This is a genomic window from Alteromonas sp. G5_S2_22_S1 (assembly GCF_054968525.1).
This window is the reverse complement of record NZ_JBQKUJ010000031.1, coordinates 1-14,584: the sequence shown is the minus strand read 5'-3', so window position 1 is coordinate 14,584 and position 14,584 is coordinate 1. Positions and strand designations below refer to the sequence as shown.

General features: G+C 45.4%; 16 protein-coding genes. 13 read left to right on the top strand and 3 right to left on the bottom strand.

Annotated elements, in window-relative coordinates:
* Window positions 1-298 precede the first annotated feature (298 nt).
* Window positions 299-745, top strand: coding sequence for a CopD family protein (locus tag ACTRWF_RS19340; RefSeq protein ID WP_015068051.1), 447 nt, complete (start codon window positions 299-301; stop codon window positions 743-745).
* 8 nt (window positions 746-753) lie between these two features.
* Here the strand turns inward: ACTRWF_RS19340 and ACTRWF_RS19335 are convergent, their stop codons facing one another.
* Window positions 754-1,224 (bottom strand): DUF2231 domain-containing protein, encoded by a 471-nt coding sequence (locus ACTRWF_RS19335; RefSeq protein ID WP_012519726.1) that lies wholly within the window; start codon window positions 1,222-1,224, stop codon window positions 754-756.
* 38 nt (window positions 1,225-1,262) lie between these two features.
* On the opposite strand from ACTRWF_RS19335, the gene coxB reads away from it, so the two are divergent.
* The 4 genes from coxB to ACTRWF_RS19315 are packed head-to-tail and all read left to right on the top strand — an operon-like array spanning window position 1,263 to window position 5,597.
* Window positions 1,263-1,961, top strand: coding sequence for a cytochrome c oxidase subunit II (gene coxB / locus ACTRWF_RS19330; protein ID WP_012519725.1), 699 nt, complete (start codon window positions 1,263-1,265; stop codon window positions 1,959-1,961).
* Entirely contained in the window at window positions 1,958-4,465 is a 2,508-nt protein-coding gene (gene ctaD, locus ACTRWF_RS19325; RefSeq protein WP_462836065.1) for a cytochrome c oxidase subunit I, read from the top strand. The genes coxB and ctaD overlap by 4 nt, the downstream gene beginning before the upstream one ends.
* Window positions 4,462-4,803, top strand: coding sequence for a hypothetical protein (locus tag ACTRWF_RS19320; protein ID WP_012519723.1), 342 nt, complete (start codon window positions 4,462-4,464; stop codon window positions 4,801-4,803). The genes ctaD and ACTRWF_RS19320 overlap by 4 nt, the downstream gene beginning before the upstream one ends.
* Entirely contained in the window at window positions 4,794-5,597 is an 804-nt protein-coding gene (locus ACTRWF_RS19315) for a cytochrome c oxidase assembly protein (protein WP_012519722.1), read from the top strand. Before ACTRWF_RS19320 ends, ACTRWF_RS19315 begins: the two co-directional genes overlap by 10 nt.
* Window positions 5,598-5,706: 109 nt before the next feature.
* On the opposite strand, the gene ACTRWF_RS19310 is transcribed toward ACTRWF_RS19315, so the two are convergent.
* The gene (locus tag ACTRWF_RS19310; protein WP_015068053.1) at window positions 5,707-7,272 is read right to left on the bottom strand and encodes an FAD-dependent oxidoreductase; all 1,566 of its coding nucleotides are present in this window, start codon (window positions 7,270-7,272) and stop codon (window positions 5,707-5,709) included.
* A 447-nt stretch (window positions 7,273-7,719) separates the two neighbouring features.
* Between ACTRWF_RS19310 and ACTRWF_RS19305 the strand changes: the two genes are divergently transcribed.
* The 7 genes from ACTRWF_RS19305 to ACTRWF_RS19275 all read left to right on the top strand — a co-directional run bounded on the left by ACTRWF_RS19305 (window position 7,720) and on the right by ACTRWF_RS19275 (window position 12,638).
* Complete coding sequence (locus tag ACTRWF_RS19305) at window positions 7,720-10,194, top strand: vitamin K epoxide reductase family protein (RefSeq protein WP_012519720.1); 2,475 nt, start codon at window positions 7,720-7,722, stop codon at window positions 10,192-10,194.
* A gap of 423 nt (window positions 10,195-10,617) precedes the next feature.
* On the top strand, window positions 10,618-10,875 hold the full coding sequence (locus tag ACTRWF_RS19300; protein WP_012519719.1) for an AbrB/MazE/SpoVT family DNA-binding domain-containing protein: 258 nt from the start codon (window positions 10,618-10,620) through the stop codon (window positions 10,873-10,875).
* Complete coding sequence (locus ACTRWF_RS19295) at window positions 10,875-11,213, top strand: type II toxin-antitoxin system PemK/MazF family toxin (RefSeq protein WP_015068052.1); 339 nt, start codon at window positions 10,875-10,877, stop codon at window positions 11,211-11,213. Before ACTRWF_RS19300 ends, ACTRWF_RS19295 begins: the two co-directional genes overlap by 1 nt.
* A 13-nt stretch (window positions 11,214-11,226) precedes the next feature.
* The gene (locus tag ACTRWF_RS19290) at window positions 11,227-11,523 is read left to right on the top strand and encodes a hypothetical protein (RefSeq protein WP_012519717.1); all 297 of its coding nucleotides are present in this window, start codon (window positions 11,227-11,229) and stop codon (window positions 11,521-11,523) included.
* A gap of 23 nt (window positions 11,524-11,546) precedes the next feature.
* Window positions 11,547-11,699 carry a hypothetical protein gene (locus ACTRWF_RS19285; protein ID WP_012519716.1) on the top strand — a complete coding sequence of 51 codons (153 nt, stop codon included), beginning with the start codon at window positions 11,547-11,549 and terminating at the stop codon, window positions 11,697-11,699.
* Between the two features lie 24 nt (window positions 11,700-11,723).
* A complete protein-coding gene (locus ACTRWF_RS19280; protein WP_012519715.1) occupies window positions 11,724-11,960 on the top strand; it encodes a hypothetical protein in 237 nt (78 codons plus the stop codon).
* A 297-nt stretch (window positions 11,961-12,257) separates the two neighbouring features.
* A complete protein-coding gene (locus tag ACTRWF_RS19275; protein WP_012519714.1) occupies window positions 12,258-12,638 on the top strand; it encodes a hypothetical protein in 381 nt (126 codons plus the stop codon).
* A 55-nt stretch (window positions 12,639-12,693) separates the two neighbouring features.
* Here ACTRWF_RS19275 and ACTRWF_RS19270 read toward each other — a convergent pair whose 3' ends face one another.
* Window positions 12,694-13,755, bottom strand: coding sequence for a competence protein CoiA family protein (locus tag ACTRWF_RS19270; protein WP_012519713.1), 1,062 nt, complete (start codon window positions 13,753-13,755; stop codon window positions 12,694-12,696).
* Between the two features lie 424 nt (window positions 13,756-14,179).
* Between ACTRWF_RS19270 and ACTRWF_RS19265 the strand changes: the two genes are divergently transcribed.
* The gene (locus ACTRWF_RS19265) at window positions 14,180-14,536 is read left to right on the top strand and encodes a hypothetical protein (RefSeq protein ID WP_012519712.1); all 357 of its coding nucleotides are present in this window, start codon (window positions 14,180-14,182) and stop codon (window positions 14,534-14,536) included.
* Window positions 14,537-14,584: the final 48 nt, after the last annotated feature.

Sequence of the window (14,584 nt, the reverse complement as noted above, 5' to 3'; positions counted from 1 at the left end):
GCTTTATTCTACTCTTACTTAACTTGTAAAAGGCTCCAACGTTAAGTGAGGAACATTTCATTTTTTATCATCTCTGCTCTTTGAGAAACTGTGTATAGATCGTATGTACAGTAACTTTTATCTACAAGTAAATATTCTACCGCTGACCGTAGGTTGGAATTATATTGTTCATTTACTCTCTAATAAGGGATCGGCTAACTTCACTTCGTCACGTGCGATCGCAAAAATTCATTTTTTTCTAAACCATTTCAGGGGCGAGTGCTGTAACTAGTATTATGAAATAAATGTAAGGTTGCTCATGCTCTGGCTTTTAGGTCTTCACATCTTCGGTCTTCTGATCTGGTTGGCAACCGTGTTGTATTTGCCAATCTTAATTGCTACTGAGTCGAAAATGCGCGAAGACTTTATCGATATTCCATTTGGAATGGGGTCGGTAGCGCGGCTGATATTCGCGTATGTGGCTTCGCCCGCGGCTATCATTTCTATTATTGCGGGAACATTGGTCTTTGTAATAAACGACACCCTTACTTTCTGGCTGATGGTGAAACTAACCATTGTGACGATACTGGTGATATTGCACGCGAGCCTTGGGCTACTGATAACGCGCCTTGAACGCCAGGAAATGCGTTATCTGGCAGGCTTTAGCTGGTACTTTCTGATAGCGATATTTTGCTGCGTCGGAAGCATACTGTTTGTGGTCCTGGCAAAACCTGCTGCACCTGGTTTTGTGCCATGGCCAATCTAGGGCTCAACTTAGCGTTCACTATTTTGAGGCTCGTTAACACCTACGCCGTAAGCAAAAACCAGTTGAGCGCCCAAAAAACCAGTAATACCGATAAGGATGCCAGCTAGAACGCTGACATAGATTCCCCAGGGATTAATAAGTTCGCCGGGGTTATCGCCTAAGCGTAAGGTAAGGTTAAATGTGGTCAGCGATAGCGTCATTACTGCTAGAACGGCGTGAGCCCAGGCTGCGACAATATGGCGAATAATATGTACAGTAAAAACATCAATGGCACCGGCAAGGCTGGCCAAAACACCAAATGCCAGTCCAGCAGCAGTAAGCCAAAAACTGGCTTCAGCCCAGAAAGGATCGCTGGTAAGGATAAATACAGTATCTGTGACAATGAGTATGAGCAAAAACGCGATGGGAAAATGGATCAGGGCTGGATGTAGTGCATGCCCCCTAAGTGAAGCGCGGCTGCTGATTATTGAATTCGACATAGAAGCATCAGATCCTAAATACCGTTTAAGGAGTGAGTTTGGTAAATAGAGTAACAGAATATCTTTTCACTGCCAGTGCCTTATTGTTGGCAGGTTGCAGTGAGCCGTATTCCATTCTCGCCCCTGCAGGTCCGTCAGCCAAGGCGGTTACCACAATCTGGTGGGGCATGCTCACGGTTGGAGTCGTGGTATTACTGGGGATTTGCTCACTCTGGTGGTATGCCAGCTTCCGACGCAATCGTAAATATAGCGATGCAGATGTAAAACGCGTTCTTACTCGTATGGTTTTGTGGGGCGGTATTGTGTTACCCACGGTGGGCATAACCGTATTGCTCATTTTTGGTATTCCAGCCGGGAATATTATGCTGCCTTGGGCAGATGAGCGCGCTGTGCGAATTGATGTGCATGCCAGACAATGGGCGTGGGATGTAACCTATCCGCAACATGATATTGAACTAACAGATGAAATTCATATTCCTGTCGATACGCCAATTGATATTCATGTGACTAGTGCGGACGTGATTCATGGCTTCTGGGTGCCACGGCTAGGGGGAAAGATTGATGCGATCCCGGGGCACACGAACATCGTGCGTTTGCAAGCCGATGAAGTAGGTGAGTTCGGTGGCCAATGCGCCGAATATTGCGGCCTTTCTCACGCTAAAATGCATTTTAAAGTCATTGCTCATTCTGCTGAGAAGTTTGATGCATGGCTCGTCCAACAAGGTAAAACACAATGAATGGCAAATCAGAACTACACAAAAATTTTGCCAAGTTGTGGGATAACCTACCTGGGTGGGGCAATCTTGCAGCGGTAAACCATACTTCTATCAGTCAGCGATTCATGCTAACCGGGGTGATCTTTTTTCTCGTAGGCATTTTGCTGGCAATGCTGATCCGCTCGCAATTGGCGTTGCCAGGTCAGACACTCATTACTGCCGACCTGTATTCACAGGTTTTTACTATGCACGGCACTATTATGATGTTCTTGTTTGCCATTCCGGTTCTGGAAGGCGCGGCGATGTATCTTATTCCAAAGATGATCGGCACGCGCGATCTAGTCTTTCCCCGTTTGAGCGCCTTAGGCTATTACTGTTACCTCTTTGGAGGGTTGATTTTGCTGTCAAGTCTGGTGCTAGGCATCGCGCCTAATTCGGGCTGGTTTATGTACACACCCTTATCCAGCGACGACTATTCCGCCGGCGCGGGCTCAGACTTCTGGCTACTCGGAGTGACTTTTGTGGAAATATCTGCAGTATCGGCAGGTATTGAGCTTACCGTCTCGATTTTGCGTACGAGAGCGCCGGGCATGAGTTTGAGCAAAATGCCTATTTTCTGCTGGTATATTCTCGCGATGGCGTTAATGATCGTGTTCGGTTTTCCTCCGCTGATTCTGGCTAGCATTCTGTTAGAGCTTGAGCGGGCAGCGCAAATGCCTTTTTTTGATCCTAACGCTGGTGGTGACCCTATTTTATGGCAGCATTTGTTCTGGTTATTCGGCCATCCTGAGGTTTACATTATTTTTCTGCCGGCAGCGGGTATGGTCTCCACTATATTGCCAGTGTTCGCGGGTCGACCTCTGGTGGGATATCGTTGGGTTGTGTTATCAGTAATCATCACTGGGTTTATCAGTTTTGGCTTATGGGTACACCACATGTTTACCGTTGGGATCCCTCATTTGGCCCAGGCATTTTTTTCCATTGCCAGCATGCTGGTGGCGATTCCCACAGGCATTCAGATTTTCGTTTGGTTAACGACATTGTGGGTAGGCCGTGTGCGGTTTGAACTGCCGATGCTATGGATTTTTGGCTTTTTGTTTATCTTCGTTTGCGGTGGGTTGACAGGTGTGATGCTAGCACTGGTGCCCTTTGACTGGCAGGTGCACGATACGCACTTTGTAGTGGCACATTTTCATTATGTGCTTATTGGCGGTATGTTCTTTCCGCTGATCGCCGCCCTATATTACTGGTTGCCCCATTTTTCCGGACGAATGCCGTCTATGAGAATGGGACGCTGGGCGTTTGGCTTGGTGTTTGTCGGATTTAATTCAACGTTTCTGATCATGCACCTAACTGGTCTGTTGGGCATGCCACGCCGAGTGTTTACTTACGAAAGTGGCCTGGGCTGGGATTGGTTAAATCTGAGTTCTTCCATTGGTGGCTTCGTGCTCGCGATTGGTATTTTAATGCTCGTCTTAGATGTGACGCTACATTTTCGATATGGTCGAAAGGCTTCATCTAATCCTTGGCAAGCTGATACATTGGAATGGGCCACGGGCATGCCGCCGGTATCTTACAATTTTGCCAGTATCCCTGAGGTAAAATCACGTCATCCACTATGGGACGACCCGTCGTTGATTAATAGCATTCCAGCTGGCGAACATGGCTTAAAAAGTATTAAGCACGGGCGACGGGAACTGTATGGAACAGATGCGATTAGTGGCAAGCTAAAAGAAGTTATTCATATTCCCAGCCATTCGTGGTGGCCTCTAATTTGTGCGGCTACCCTGGCGGGGTTGTGCATCAGCCTGGTGTCTAAAGCGTATATGGTCGGCATCTTTTTCGCCATATTGGGTCTAGGCTTCTTTTTACGCTGGAGTTGGGAGAACGGCACGCACAAGACGATGGCACCACTGACGGATGAAGAAGCGAGCCGGGGAGAGCCGCCTCTGCACTCGCGCACCTTTGACGGGCCAGGGTTATGGGGTATGTGTGTGACTCTGTTAGCTGACGGCACCTTATATTTGTCGCTGCTTTTCGGTTGGTTATATTTGTGGACAGTTTCACCAAATAAAACCTTACCTGACGTGTCGGCAATTTCGCCGGTTTTAATGGGGCTAAGTGGTGCGTTACTGACCATTGCAGTGACTTTGTATCGCCGTCTGAATCGCTATTTGCGCTGTGAGCAAGAGAAGTCGCTCGCTAAGTGGCTTTGGCTCGTTTCAGTCTGTGGAATGGGTCATGTTGGACTATTGGCTTTCATCACTGTTTCGAGTGACCTGCAATTTACGACTAATGCGTATGATGCCGTATTGTTGGTGATGCTGGCCTTTTTGCTTTTCCACAGTATCATCAGCGTGATCACCACTACGCTCCAGGCACTGCGGGTTAGTTATGATTACATCAGTACAAAGCTGTCCTATGAAATTGTCGTAATGAGCCCCATGTGGTTGTTTACACTTGTTATTTTTTGGCTAAGCTTCGCAAGCTTTTTGATCTTACCAACAATATGGGAGGCTAAATGAAAGTTTCCCGCGCGCACCCTTGGCATCTTGTGGCCGGGTTTGTGATTTGGGCGCTCTGGTTTGTATTTACATATGGCGGTGTCGCGGTGGCTTGTCAGCTGGCTAAACCTGCGGCCGAGGCGGGCCCATTTAATTGGATAAACCTTAGTTTTTTAATTCCTACGTTTCTTATTGTTATCTATTTGGGAATTTGCGCCTTTAAGTCGTGGCACGTAGCGGCAAATGCAGAAAATGAGTCGCGCTTTTTACTGCGTGTAGCGGCGACAAGTTATCTTGCTTCGGCCATTTCGACGCTGGCTGTTGGCATTCCTCTTTTGGCGATGGCACCATGTATTTAATTATTCTCGTAGCAACGTTATTGTTTTGGTCAACCGGTGCATGGGCGCACAACCCCTTTACCAGTGGTGGCCAGGACGCGTTTTCCGCTAGCCTTACGGCGGTGATAGTACTGATATTCTGGATAATCTATGTATGGGGCTGCCGCTACGCTACCGCAGTTGCATGGCGGAGATGGCTATTTCATATCACCATTTTGATCACCTTTTTTACCATTTTGGGTCCGTTGGACGAATGGGCTGAACATAGCTCTGCTGCGCATATGACCCAGCATATGTTTATGATGGTAATAATAGCGCCAGCTTTCGCTTTGGCTCGGCCATTGCCACAGTTCTACAGGGCTTGTGGAGCATATGGGGAAAGATTATGGAAATATGCATTTAAAATCACTCAATATCCGATGGTATGCACCTACTTTCACGGTATGATGATCTGGTTCTGGCACATCCCGAAATTTTATATGTTGGCGTTGGAGAATCCCTGGATTCACGTATTCGAACACGCCTGCTTTCTGATATCGGCGGTATGGTTTTGGTGGGCCTGCTTACATGCCTTTACCCGTAATGTTCCCTATGCGTTGCTGGCACTGTTGGTGACGCTAATGCACACGGGCTTTTTAGGTGCGTTTCTTACCTTTGGCAGCACTCCTTTTTACGGTGAATCCCGCAACCTTGCCGATCAGCAATTAGCGGGACTTATCATGTGGGTAGTAGGCGGAGTGCCCTACATCACCGCAGCATTTTGGGTGGGGCATCGCTGGTATAGACAGCTACAACGAAAATCGCTGACTGTTTAATCAGAAGGATTTGTACGTGAGGACTACCGGCCTCGGAGAATAGTTAGCAATCTTGTCATAGAAAGCGCGCCATTACGCGCTTTCTCGTCACCAAATCAAAGCTTGTTAATTAAGCAGCTTCAAGTACAGCTTTTAGCGATGACAGCGCAACATGGTCGTCCATCTCAATCACCATTTTTGCTGTCAGCTGAGGATAACCTTTAGCCAGAACGGCGATTTCCTTACCATCTTTGCGAAAAACAGCGAGGTATTGTTCATCTTCCGGTGTGCCCACCGCTTCGATTTCGTCCCACTCTTTTGCATGACCTACGTATTCAAACTTTACATCAAATTGCTGTGTCCAGAAATAAGGGGTGCGATCAAATGCTTTACGTTCGGCAGGGTAGGCTAGGCTCGCGAGTATATTTTCTGCTGCGCAACGACCATGCTGCTGGGCTAGTCGCCAGTGCTCAATGTGCATTTCTTCGCCATTATACGGATAGCTGGTAATATCACCCACCGCATAGACATCTTCAGCAGCTTCAAGGAATTCGTTCACTTTCACCAATCCCTGGTGCGTTAATGTAAAGCTATTGAGTAAATCTTTATCAGTCGTTATGCCGGTAGCTAGCAGCACCAGATTGGTTTCCAACATTTCGCCACTTTCCAGCTTCACTGCGGCTACTTTTTCAGTACCATGAAATCCACTTACTGTGCCCTCGACAAACTCGACGTCATGCTTCTCGTGTAAATCACGGAAATACTGCCCGATTTGGGTTCCAAATTGTTTTTCAAACGGTACCGCATCAGGTGCGATAACCTTTACCCGTATATTGTCGCTACGCTGCTTTAATGAAGCGGCCACTTCCAGACTAATAAAACTGTTGCCAACAATGGTAATATTGTTCGTGTTTTCAACGTCAGCTAATAGACTTTCCACATGCTCAATATTTCGAAGCGTATGGATCCCCAACAAATTAACGCCGGGTAAATCCGGCCGGACGGGGATCCCGCCTGTGGCAATAAGTAATCGATCGTATGCCAACGATTGACCATCATATAGCTCAATTTGATGGGCGGCAGTATCAATTCCGGATACTTTAGCCACTAGGCGTGTAACTTCTGTGATATCCATGTCGTCTTGATTAACAAGGGGGTCTACCTCATCAGGTTCCATGTCGCCCGCTGTCACAGCTTTGGTAAGCAGTGTTCGGTCATAAGGTGCATCTGCTTCTGGATCAACAACAGTGATCCGACCGTGGTAACGATTGTTCACCAGACTTTGCAGAGCGGCAGCGCCTGCTGCGCCAGCGCCGACAATCACAATATGAGAATGTGCGTTAACTGCAGTTAATCGGTTTTGTCGTTTATCGGTGCTGTCGGTGGCCTGTTCGGGATCCACAAGTACCTCGCCGTCACGTATTTCAACCGCATACCGAGATAATCCTGTTAGTGCAGGTGGCTCGCATACATCAGCAGAGGCGATATCAAAAGTGCCTTTATGCCATGGGCAAACCAACTTGCCTGGACATACTGCACCATCTTCAAGAGGCGCACCTTTATGAGGGCAATCGGCGCTGCTGGCATAAACGTTTTCACCGTCACGAATGAGAAGAATTTCTGTATCGTTAAGGGTAACGCGTTTAGGTTTGAGGTTTTCAAGGCGGTCTGCAGGACCGGCTGAGATAAATGACATGAGAGGCTCCTTATCCAAATGGGCGCCGACACCGTGTGCCAGCAAGGAAGTATTGCGAGACTCTAAACCATCAAGTTTTATTCCTATTCGCGCATTGAAAACATTAAATTTCATTTTGCGGTCGTGCAATCTTACTTATTCAATTAAAATCATTAGTCTATGGCATTTATTAACCAACGCGGTGTGGCAGCAAAGGCTCCTTGCATGATGGCTCCCCAAACCAATCGTGTTTTTACTACAAAGTATATTCCTGTCGTTCGCAAGTTTTACACTGTCCCGCCGCATTATCGATTATCAAGCAGACGCGGCGCGTTTCCCTAAATTGCCGAAGTTGATTAGATTTTGTCTATTTTCATCGTTTTCTCTCTGTCAATGACCCGAAACGCGGGTTGATTCGTTACTAAATAGTAACCCTCTTAATTTTAGGTTTCAGGCAAGGACTTATTGATGGCACAACAAGCAGCAGAAAAGCGGATTGTTCTGATAACTGGTGCATCTGGCGGCGTAGGCAGTGCACTTTGTGAGGTGCTGAAAAAAGATTATCACCTTATTGGGTTGGATTTGACACCTTGCGAAAGTGCCGATGAAAGTTACAAGTGCGATTTTACCTCCAAAGACTCCATTTCCCTTGCGCTGTATAAAATTCATGAAAAACATGGCAGTCATATTGCCTGCGTGATTCACCTTGCCGCCTATTATGATTTCTCGGGCGAAGACAACCCATTGTATGAGGCTCTCAATGTAAAGGGGACGGCGGATTTTCTAACCGAACTGCAGCGCTTTGATGTGGATCATTTCATCTATTCCTCCACCATGCTCATTCATCGGGCAGGGGTCCCTGGAGAAAAAATTATCGAGGATACGCCCATTGAGCCCGGCTGGACCTATCCGCAGTCTAAAGCCGATGCCGAAGAAGCCATTCGCAGCCATCATGGCAAAATTCCCTATACCCTGTTACGAATGGCAGGCTTGTACGATGACCACACCGCTGTTCCCACTTTAAGCTATCAGATCGCCCGCATTTACGAGCGGCAATTTAAGAGTTGGGTGTACTCGGGCGATAAAATGGCCGGACAAGCTTTTTTGCATAAAGACGATATGGTGTCATTGTTTACCGAGCTGGTTAAAAAGCGCCATGAAGTGCCCAAAGAAAATGTACTATTGGCCGGCGAAGACAGCGTAATGGGTTATCAGGCGCTGCAAAATCGAATTGGTCATTTGATTTATGGTGAACGAGAGTGGAACACCATCGAAATACCGGAGTATGTTGCTAAACCTGGAGCTTGGCTGGAAGAAAAAACCGAGCCGGTGGTACCTGACGCCTTTGATCATGGTGAAAAGCCGTTCATCAAACCATTCATGATTGATTTATCAAGTGATCATTATGACCTTAATCTCAGCCGGGTAAAGGAACAGTTAAATTGGCGACCACAGCACCACATTTATGATGCACTGGAACGGTTAATTGACAATCTGAAAAAAGATCCGCCAGGTTGGTATAAAGCCAATGGCATCACTTTGCCAGACTGGATGCAAACGGCGAAGGAAAAAGAAGTTAACGCCAACGCAATTCGTGAAAAGCACGAAGATCATTATCGTGACGCCCATAGCAACTTTATTTGGGCCCACTTTATGAATATCGGGTTGGCGTTCTGGTTGTTAACCGCGCCATTTTTGTTGGGGTATGAAAGCCGCGCAATGACGATTAGTGACATGGGGTCGGGTCTGGCACTGCTGGTGTTTGCCGGTTTAAGTCTGTCATGGCGAATGAGCCAGGCTCGCTGGGCCGCGGGAATTGTCGGATTTTGGGTGCTCTCGGCACCGTTGGTGTTCTGGGCTCCTACGGCGGGGGCCTATCTGAACGGCACGTTAGTGGGCATGCTGATTATTGCTTTTGCCGTGTGCTCGCGGCCAACGCCCGGTGTATCACTAATAGCGGCGGAGACCGGCCCCAATATTCCGCCCGGTTGGGAGTTTAATCCGTCAAGCTGGGTGCAACGGATGCCTATTATTTTGCTCGCATTTGTAGGTTTTTTTATTTCACGCTATTTGTGTGCCTTCCAGTTAGGACATATAGACGCGGTATGGGAACCGTTTTTTGCAGGCGGGGGCGGTGACCCGAAAAATGGCACCGAAGAAATTATCACATCTGAGGTATCTGAGGCGTGGCCGGTTCCCGACGCCGGGTTAGGTGCTATGACTTATGCGCTGGAAATTCTTACCGGCCTGATGGGGTCAACCCGCCGCTGGCGCACCATGCCCTGGTTGGTAATGCTGTTCGGCATCATGATTGTGCCATTAGGCGTGGTGTCGATTTTCTTCATTATTATTCAGCCCATCGTTATTGGAACCTGGTGTACACTTTGCCTGATTGGTGCAGCAGCCATGCTGATTCAAATTCCTTATTCGCTGGATGAACTGGTGGCAACTGCTGAATTCTTATGGCGTCGTAAAAAGCAAGGTCGCCCATTGCTACGTATTTTCTTTACCGGCGATACTGATACAGGAGCCTGGAAGGGTGATGAAAGAGAGTTTGAACGGGGCCCCATCACGGTATTTAAAGACATGATTGGTGGTGGCGTTACTTTACCCTGGAATCTTGCGCTTTGCATTCCTATCGGAGTTTGGCTGATGTTCACCCGTCTGACGCTGGGGGCAGAGGGCAGCATGGCCAATGCTGATCATGTGGTGGGCGCTCTGGTCCTGACAGTCGTTGTTACTGCTACTGCCGAGTCTGGGCGCATGGTACGTTATGCGCTTGTTCCTCTAGGCCTGGCATTATTTACCACGCCATTTCTGCTCGGTGCCCCTCTGGTTTCAGTTGTTTCAAGCTTGCTATGTGGCGCATTGCTAATTGGGTTGAGTTTACGAAAAGGTCATATTAGAGCAAGCTACGGGAAATGGGATAAATTCATTGTTTAGGAAAATAAGAGGGCTTCTTCAATCAGGTTATCCCTCTTGTCGGCAAAAAGCATGGATAATAAGCTGCTCCCACAGCCCTGCTAGTGGCGTTCAAGTCATTCGCCTTTCATTTGCTTCTGGGTTGGCTAGTTTATCTCGTTTTGCATCATTTTTTTCTGATATATTAGCCCTTTATGAAGTCTACAGTTTTCATATGGTGACGTTTTTTGTTCAGTCTCCGACATCGCCCATTTTAATTGCTCCAATTGTGGCAATGTTTAGACTACTAAAGTATATTTTTCTTCAGAAAAAGTGCAATTTTAGGCATGGGAAATAAGCGCCATTGGCGCTTTTTTTGTCTAAACAATTTAAAGTACCAACAAAGTTGCAACGTTGGCTGATTGTGTTAATGTATAAACATTGTTGGTACGTGGGGGGGTTGTTATGGAAACTGTAATTCGCAAGTATGGTAATTCAAAAGGGGTAATTATTCCTGCTGCGTTGCTGAAGGAATTGGATCTTGACGTTAACGAAAAGATTGACGTTAAAACAGAAAATGGGCGGATTATCATTGAGCCTATGCGTCAGCTAGAGTATTCCCTTGATGAGCTGCTGGCTCAGTGCAGTCCCGAGACAATGACTTTGGATGATGATGATAAGGCGTGGTTGAACGATTCGCCCGTTGGCAAAGAGGCGCTGTAGTGGTTAAGAAGTATATTCCTGTTCGCGGTGACATTGTTTTCACTGATTTCGATCCATCTGCTGGTCATGAGCAAGCGCATAAAAGGCCAGCTTTGGTGTTGTCACCGGAGCCATTTAACAAGCAGATCCAACTTGCTCTGGTTGCACCAATTACATCGACGGTAAGAGGGCATGGCTTTGAAGTTAATTTGGGCGATAAAACGCAAACAAAAGGGGTTGTTCTATGCCAACAGGTAAAGACAATTGACTATGACTATCGAGGCATCAAGTTTATCGAAAAAGCGCCCCAGAACGTGATTAGTGAAGCTTTAGCGCGTGTTCGTGCGTTAGTAAGCTGATATAGGAAACACAATGGAAATCAATACCTCTTTGTCATCTAGCCAAGCTAGATTCGCCACATGGATTGAAGAAGAAATGCCTTATCTATGGCCGTTGTTTGACTTCAGCAAGAGGGAGCTTATTTCAAGCAGTGTTGATGAGTACTGTGAAGTTGCATCGAGAGGTGAGCAAATAATGGCAAGGTTTGCTGCGGGTGTATGGTGCGGTAACAATCAATTTAATTTTGACTTCATCGAAGCAGCTGCTCACTTGGATGAAAAGCAGATGAGCGTTGTAACTGACTGGCTGAAAAGTCCGTTTTGGCCTTAATTAACGATATTGGAAACAGAGACATGGCACCGAATATAAATGGCAAGGAAATTATTACTGATTACGGCTCTGCTGTAATCGTTGAGTATGATCAGTCAAAGGAAAAGTTTCTTGTTGAGTACACTGGTCAAGACGCAATTGGATGGCTTACCAAAAGTCAATTTTTACTGAAATAGGCAAATGGGAAACACGAGGCAGCAATGAACACATTCACGTACATCGATAAGCGCTTAATCGACTTAGGCCAAGAACAAAAAGCAAAGCTTGTTCACGCTTTAAATGATAAAGAAAAAGCGTTGGTAAACGCGTTTTACACTGGTGCAAAAAATGAACTTGCGTCGCTGCGTGATGAATTAATGCGTGATGTGTCACCTGTTGATGACGAATTACCTAAAAATCACATCGTTAATCACGCAGAAATGCGTGAATCGAGCTAATGGAAAATAATAAAAATACACACAATGTCCAGTTTTACATATTCCGCAGTCTTTTTAATTGAAGTAATCCCTGACTGAGGAATTTATGAAAGAATATTTGGTAATGATGTTTGTGTTTATGGTAGCTTTTTTCCTGTATGGGTATTTGTTTGGACCATTACTTATCTCATGGCTCATTGTAGGCCGCGCAACTTTGTACAATAAAGGCGTTAACCTTTCCAATGATGGCATAGCTTGTTATTTATTTTACTTTGCTTGGCCTCTCTATCGAAACCGGTAAGGATTTATTCAAAAAATATGGTTAACGAAGATTTTGAAGAGTTAAAGAAGCGTTTAGGCTCAGCTTCGGGCACCGAATGGATCGCAGTGATGATTGATTCTACCAGTGATACAGGAGCTTATAGCATTGAAGAAATTTATGTTATAGCAGAGCAATACTTCATCTGGGGGGAAGGTGAGTTCATGGATAAGAAATTTTGGCAGATGATATCGAACGCTACCAATGTGAAAAATCAGAGTGAATTCTTTTCTAAGTATAAACGTGTATTTGATGAAACGAAGATGGATGCAAGCAAGCTAAACATGGCGAAAGCTGCATTTGCTGAGTTGAAACGAGACGCAATGCTTTATGCTCAGGGCCTTGATAAGGACAGCGAGGATTTTAAATTTGAAGCTTAAAATAAAAAAGTGATACGAATCTGCAAACTATGGGCACCCTTAACCCCCGTAGAAGTTAAAAAACAGAGCGCGTGTACTCAAAACTTTGGCATTGATTGCATAGGTTTGATTTCCCCTCCCAGCTCTGTTCGCACTTTATGCAAAGGTGGAGCATAGATTCTCTGAAGTCAGTGTATTTTCCCATGGTATTTTCACGAAATCCTTCACCGTTTTCATAGGAAGCTTTGTGACTACCTAATAACACGTAAACGGATTCGGACCCTTTTTCGAGCGCATAAATGCGTGATTGTTGTTTTGAAGTACTTAAGGTTTTTGGGGAGGCGTTCGCGATTTCTGTCGTGTTAGTATGAGTCGCAGGCCCTGTATAAATGTTCGTGTTCTGATATATGCCTCTTGGAGTGTCGATATCAGCTAGTAATGTTTCTTTATTTTCACAAACAAACTCATCGTGGCGTTGCTGAAATCGTACTTCTCTAGGGTGATAGTGCCAATATTTACCGGTGTGCGAACGCGCTAGGAACTCAATGAGAGCGTCTTTATATTGACCAGACTTGGTTTCTTCAAAAGCCTGCATTAAAGACATTACATTAAACTCTATTACCCCAGAATTGTTTTCTGGGCTTTTGAGTTGTTCTGGTATACGTCGACCATCATACGTAATGTACACAACCAGTTCGAACGAACCAATCTTAAGAACAAGATCTACCATTACGCCATTGCGCATCAGTTCTGATTCCACAATGTCGAACTGAACCACTTTTTCCTCAGTCAAAGTGTATCGATGTGAGTATGGGTGCTCCGACCCCGGAATGGTGGAAGATAAGCTTTTTAAATAGGCAGGTAGACAAAGCATCGCGCCTTCTTCAAATAACTGTTTCATCATTAACCTTACCGATACAGCAAAGGAATAATCACAGGGTTTTACTGTTTTCTTTTTTACGTCTCTTGATTGGTGAGCAAAGTGCCACTCTTTGATGGAACCATGTCGCGCTATTAAAGGTGTTTTGCAGGATGGGCATATACAGTCGCACTTAATTCCGTTTTGAACGCTGCCAACATCTACTACCTGATTGCTTTTCAGGTGTAATCCAAATGGTATGAGAGTAAAAGCGCCCATTGTCATTCCTTTGCTTAATCGAATACGGCTATGCGCTACCTAGATAGAAATAATATTTGTTTTATTCTGACTTTGATAGTGCGACGTTAAAAGTATGAGTTTTTTATATCTGTATTAGTTACTGAATTAGGGGAAATATCGTGCTGGTGGTATTTACCTTCGCCGCAGGTTCGTCTAAACTTTAATCAACAAAACACTTCTGTTAGCACTTTTTTTATGGCCATTATGGTCATTTAACTCCCGCGCAGAAGTCACTTGTGTCTCAACTACATTGTGCATTGTACAAAATAGTAGAGACTTTAACGGAGAAAACCTTAAACCGAAGCTTCGTTCTTCGTCAGCTTTATGCAAAACGAAACCCTGTTTGGGACACACCAAACAGGTGAGTCCTATATGTTTTTTCTTACACAATAGGACTAATGATATGGCTTATTCTTGCTATTTAGTGAAACCCGAACAAATCAAGCGCATTGCTTCACCAGTTCACTGTAATCACTTTATGCACCATATAACCGTAGATTTTGGTATTCCTAATAATTCCCCTTTACCTTCCAATCCCAATAATGTCCAAGTTATCGGTGTTGCTTCTGACGATAAAGCGCAAGCTTTAGTTGTTTCAGTTGATGGTAAAAAAGAACGGTCTAATGGACAGGTATTTCATATCACAGTTTCTACTGCTGATAATGTAAAGCCCGTCTATTCTAATCGCCTGTTGGAATCTGGATATACCCCCATTAATCCAATTAACATTGATGTAGAACCATCGTTCGTTAACTGGTAATCGCAAGATTATTTAAACCCATCAGGGACAAAACATTGTCCTTATGGG

Coding starts and splice junctions, on each gene's coding strand:
- ACTRWF_RS19340 (WP_015068051.1), top strand. CDS start 299: ATGCTCTGGCTTTTAGGTCTTCACATCTTCGGTCTTCTGATCTGGTTG.
- ACTRWF_RS19335 (WP_012519726.1), bottom strand. CDS start 1,224: ATGTCGAATTCAATAATCAGCAGCCGCGCTTCACTTAGGGGGCATGCA.
- ctaD (WP_462836065.1), top strand. CDS start 1,958: ATGAATGGCAAATCAGAACTACACAAAAATTTTGCCAAGTTGTGGGAT.
- ACTRWF_RS19320 (WP_012519723.1), top strand. CDS start 4,462: ATGAAAGTTTCCCGCGCGCACCCTTGGCATCTTGTGGCCGGGTTTGTG.
- ACTRWF_RS19315 (WP_012519722.1), top strand. CDS start 4,794: ATGTATTTAATTATTCTCGTAGCAACGTTATTGTTTTGGTCAACCGGT.
- ACTRWF_RS19310 (WP_015068053.1), bottom strand. CDS start 7,272: ATGTCATTTATCTCAGCCGGTCCTGCAGACCGCCTTGAAAACCTCAAA.
- ACTRWF_RS19305 (WP_012519720.1), top strand. CDS start 7,720: ATGGCACAACAAGCAGCAGAAAAGCGGATTGTTCTGATAACTGGTGCA.
- ACTRWF_RS19300 (WP_012519719.1), top strand. CDS start 10,618: ATGGAAACTGTAATTCGCAAGTATGGTAATTCAAAAGGGGTAATTATT.
- ACTRWF_RS19290 (WP_012519717.1), top strand. CDS start 11,227: ATGGAAATCAATACCTCTTTGTCATCTAGCCAAGCTAGATTCGCCACA.
- ACTRWF_RS19285 (WP_012519716.1), top strand. CDS start 11,547: ATGGCACCGAATATAAATGGCAAGGAAATTATTACTGATTACGGCTCT.
- ACTRWF_RS19280 (WP_012519715.1), top strand. CDS start 11,724: ATGAACACATTCACGTACATCGATAAGCGCTTAATCGACTTAGGCCAA.
- ACTRWF_RS19275 (WP_012519714.1), top strand. CDS start 12,258: ATGGTTAACGAAGATTTTGAAGAGTTAAAGAAGCGTTTAGGCTCAGCT.
- ACTRWF_RS19270 (WP_012519713.1), bottom strand. CDS start 13,755: ATGGGCGCTTTTACTCTCATACCATTTGGATTACACCTGAAAAGCAAT.
- ACTRWF_RS19265 (WP_012519712.1), top strand. CDS start 14,180: ATGGCTTATTCTTGCTATTTAGTGAAACCCGAACAAATCAAGCGCATT.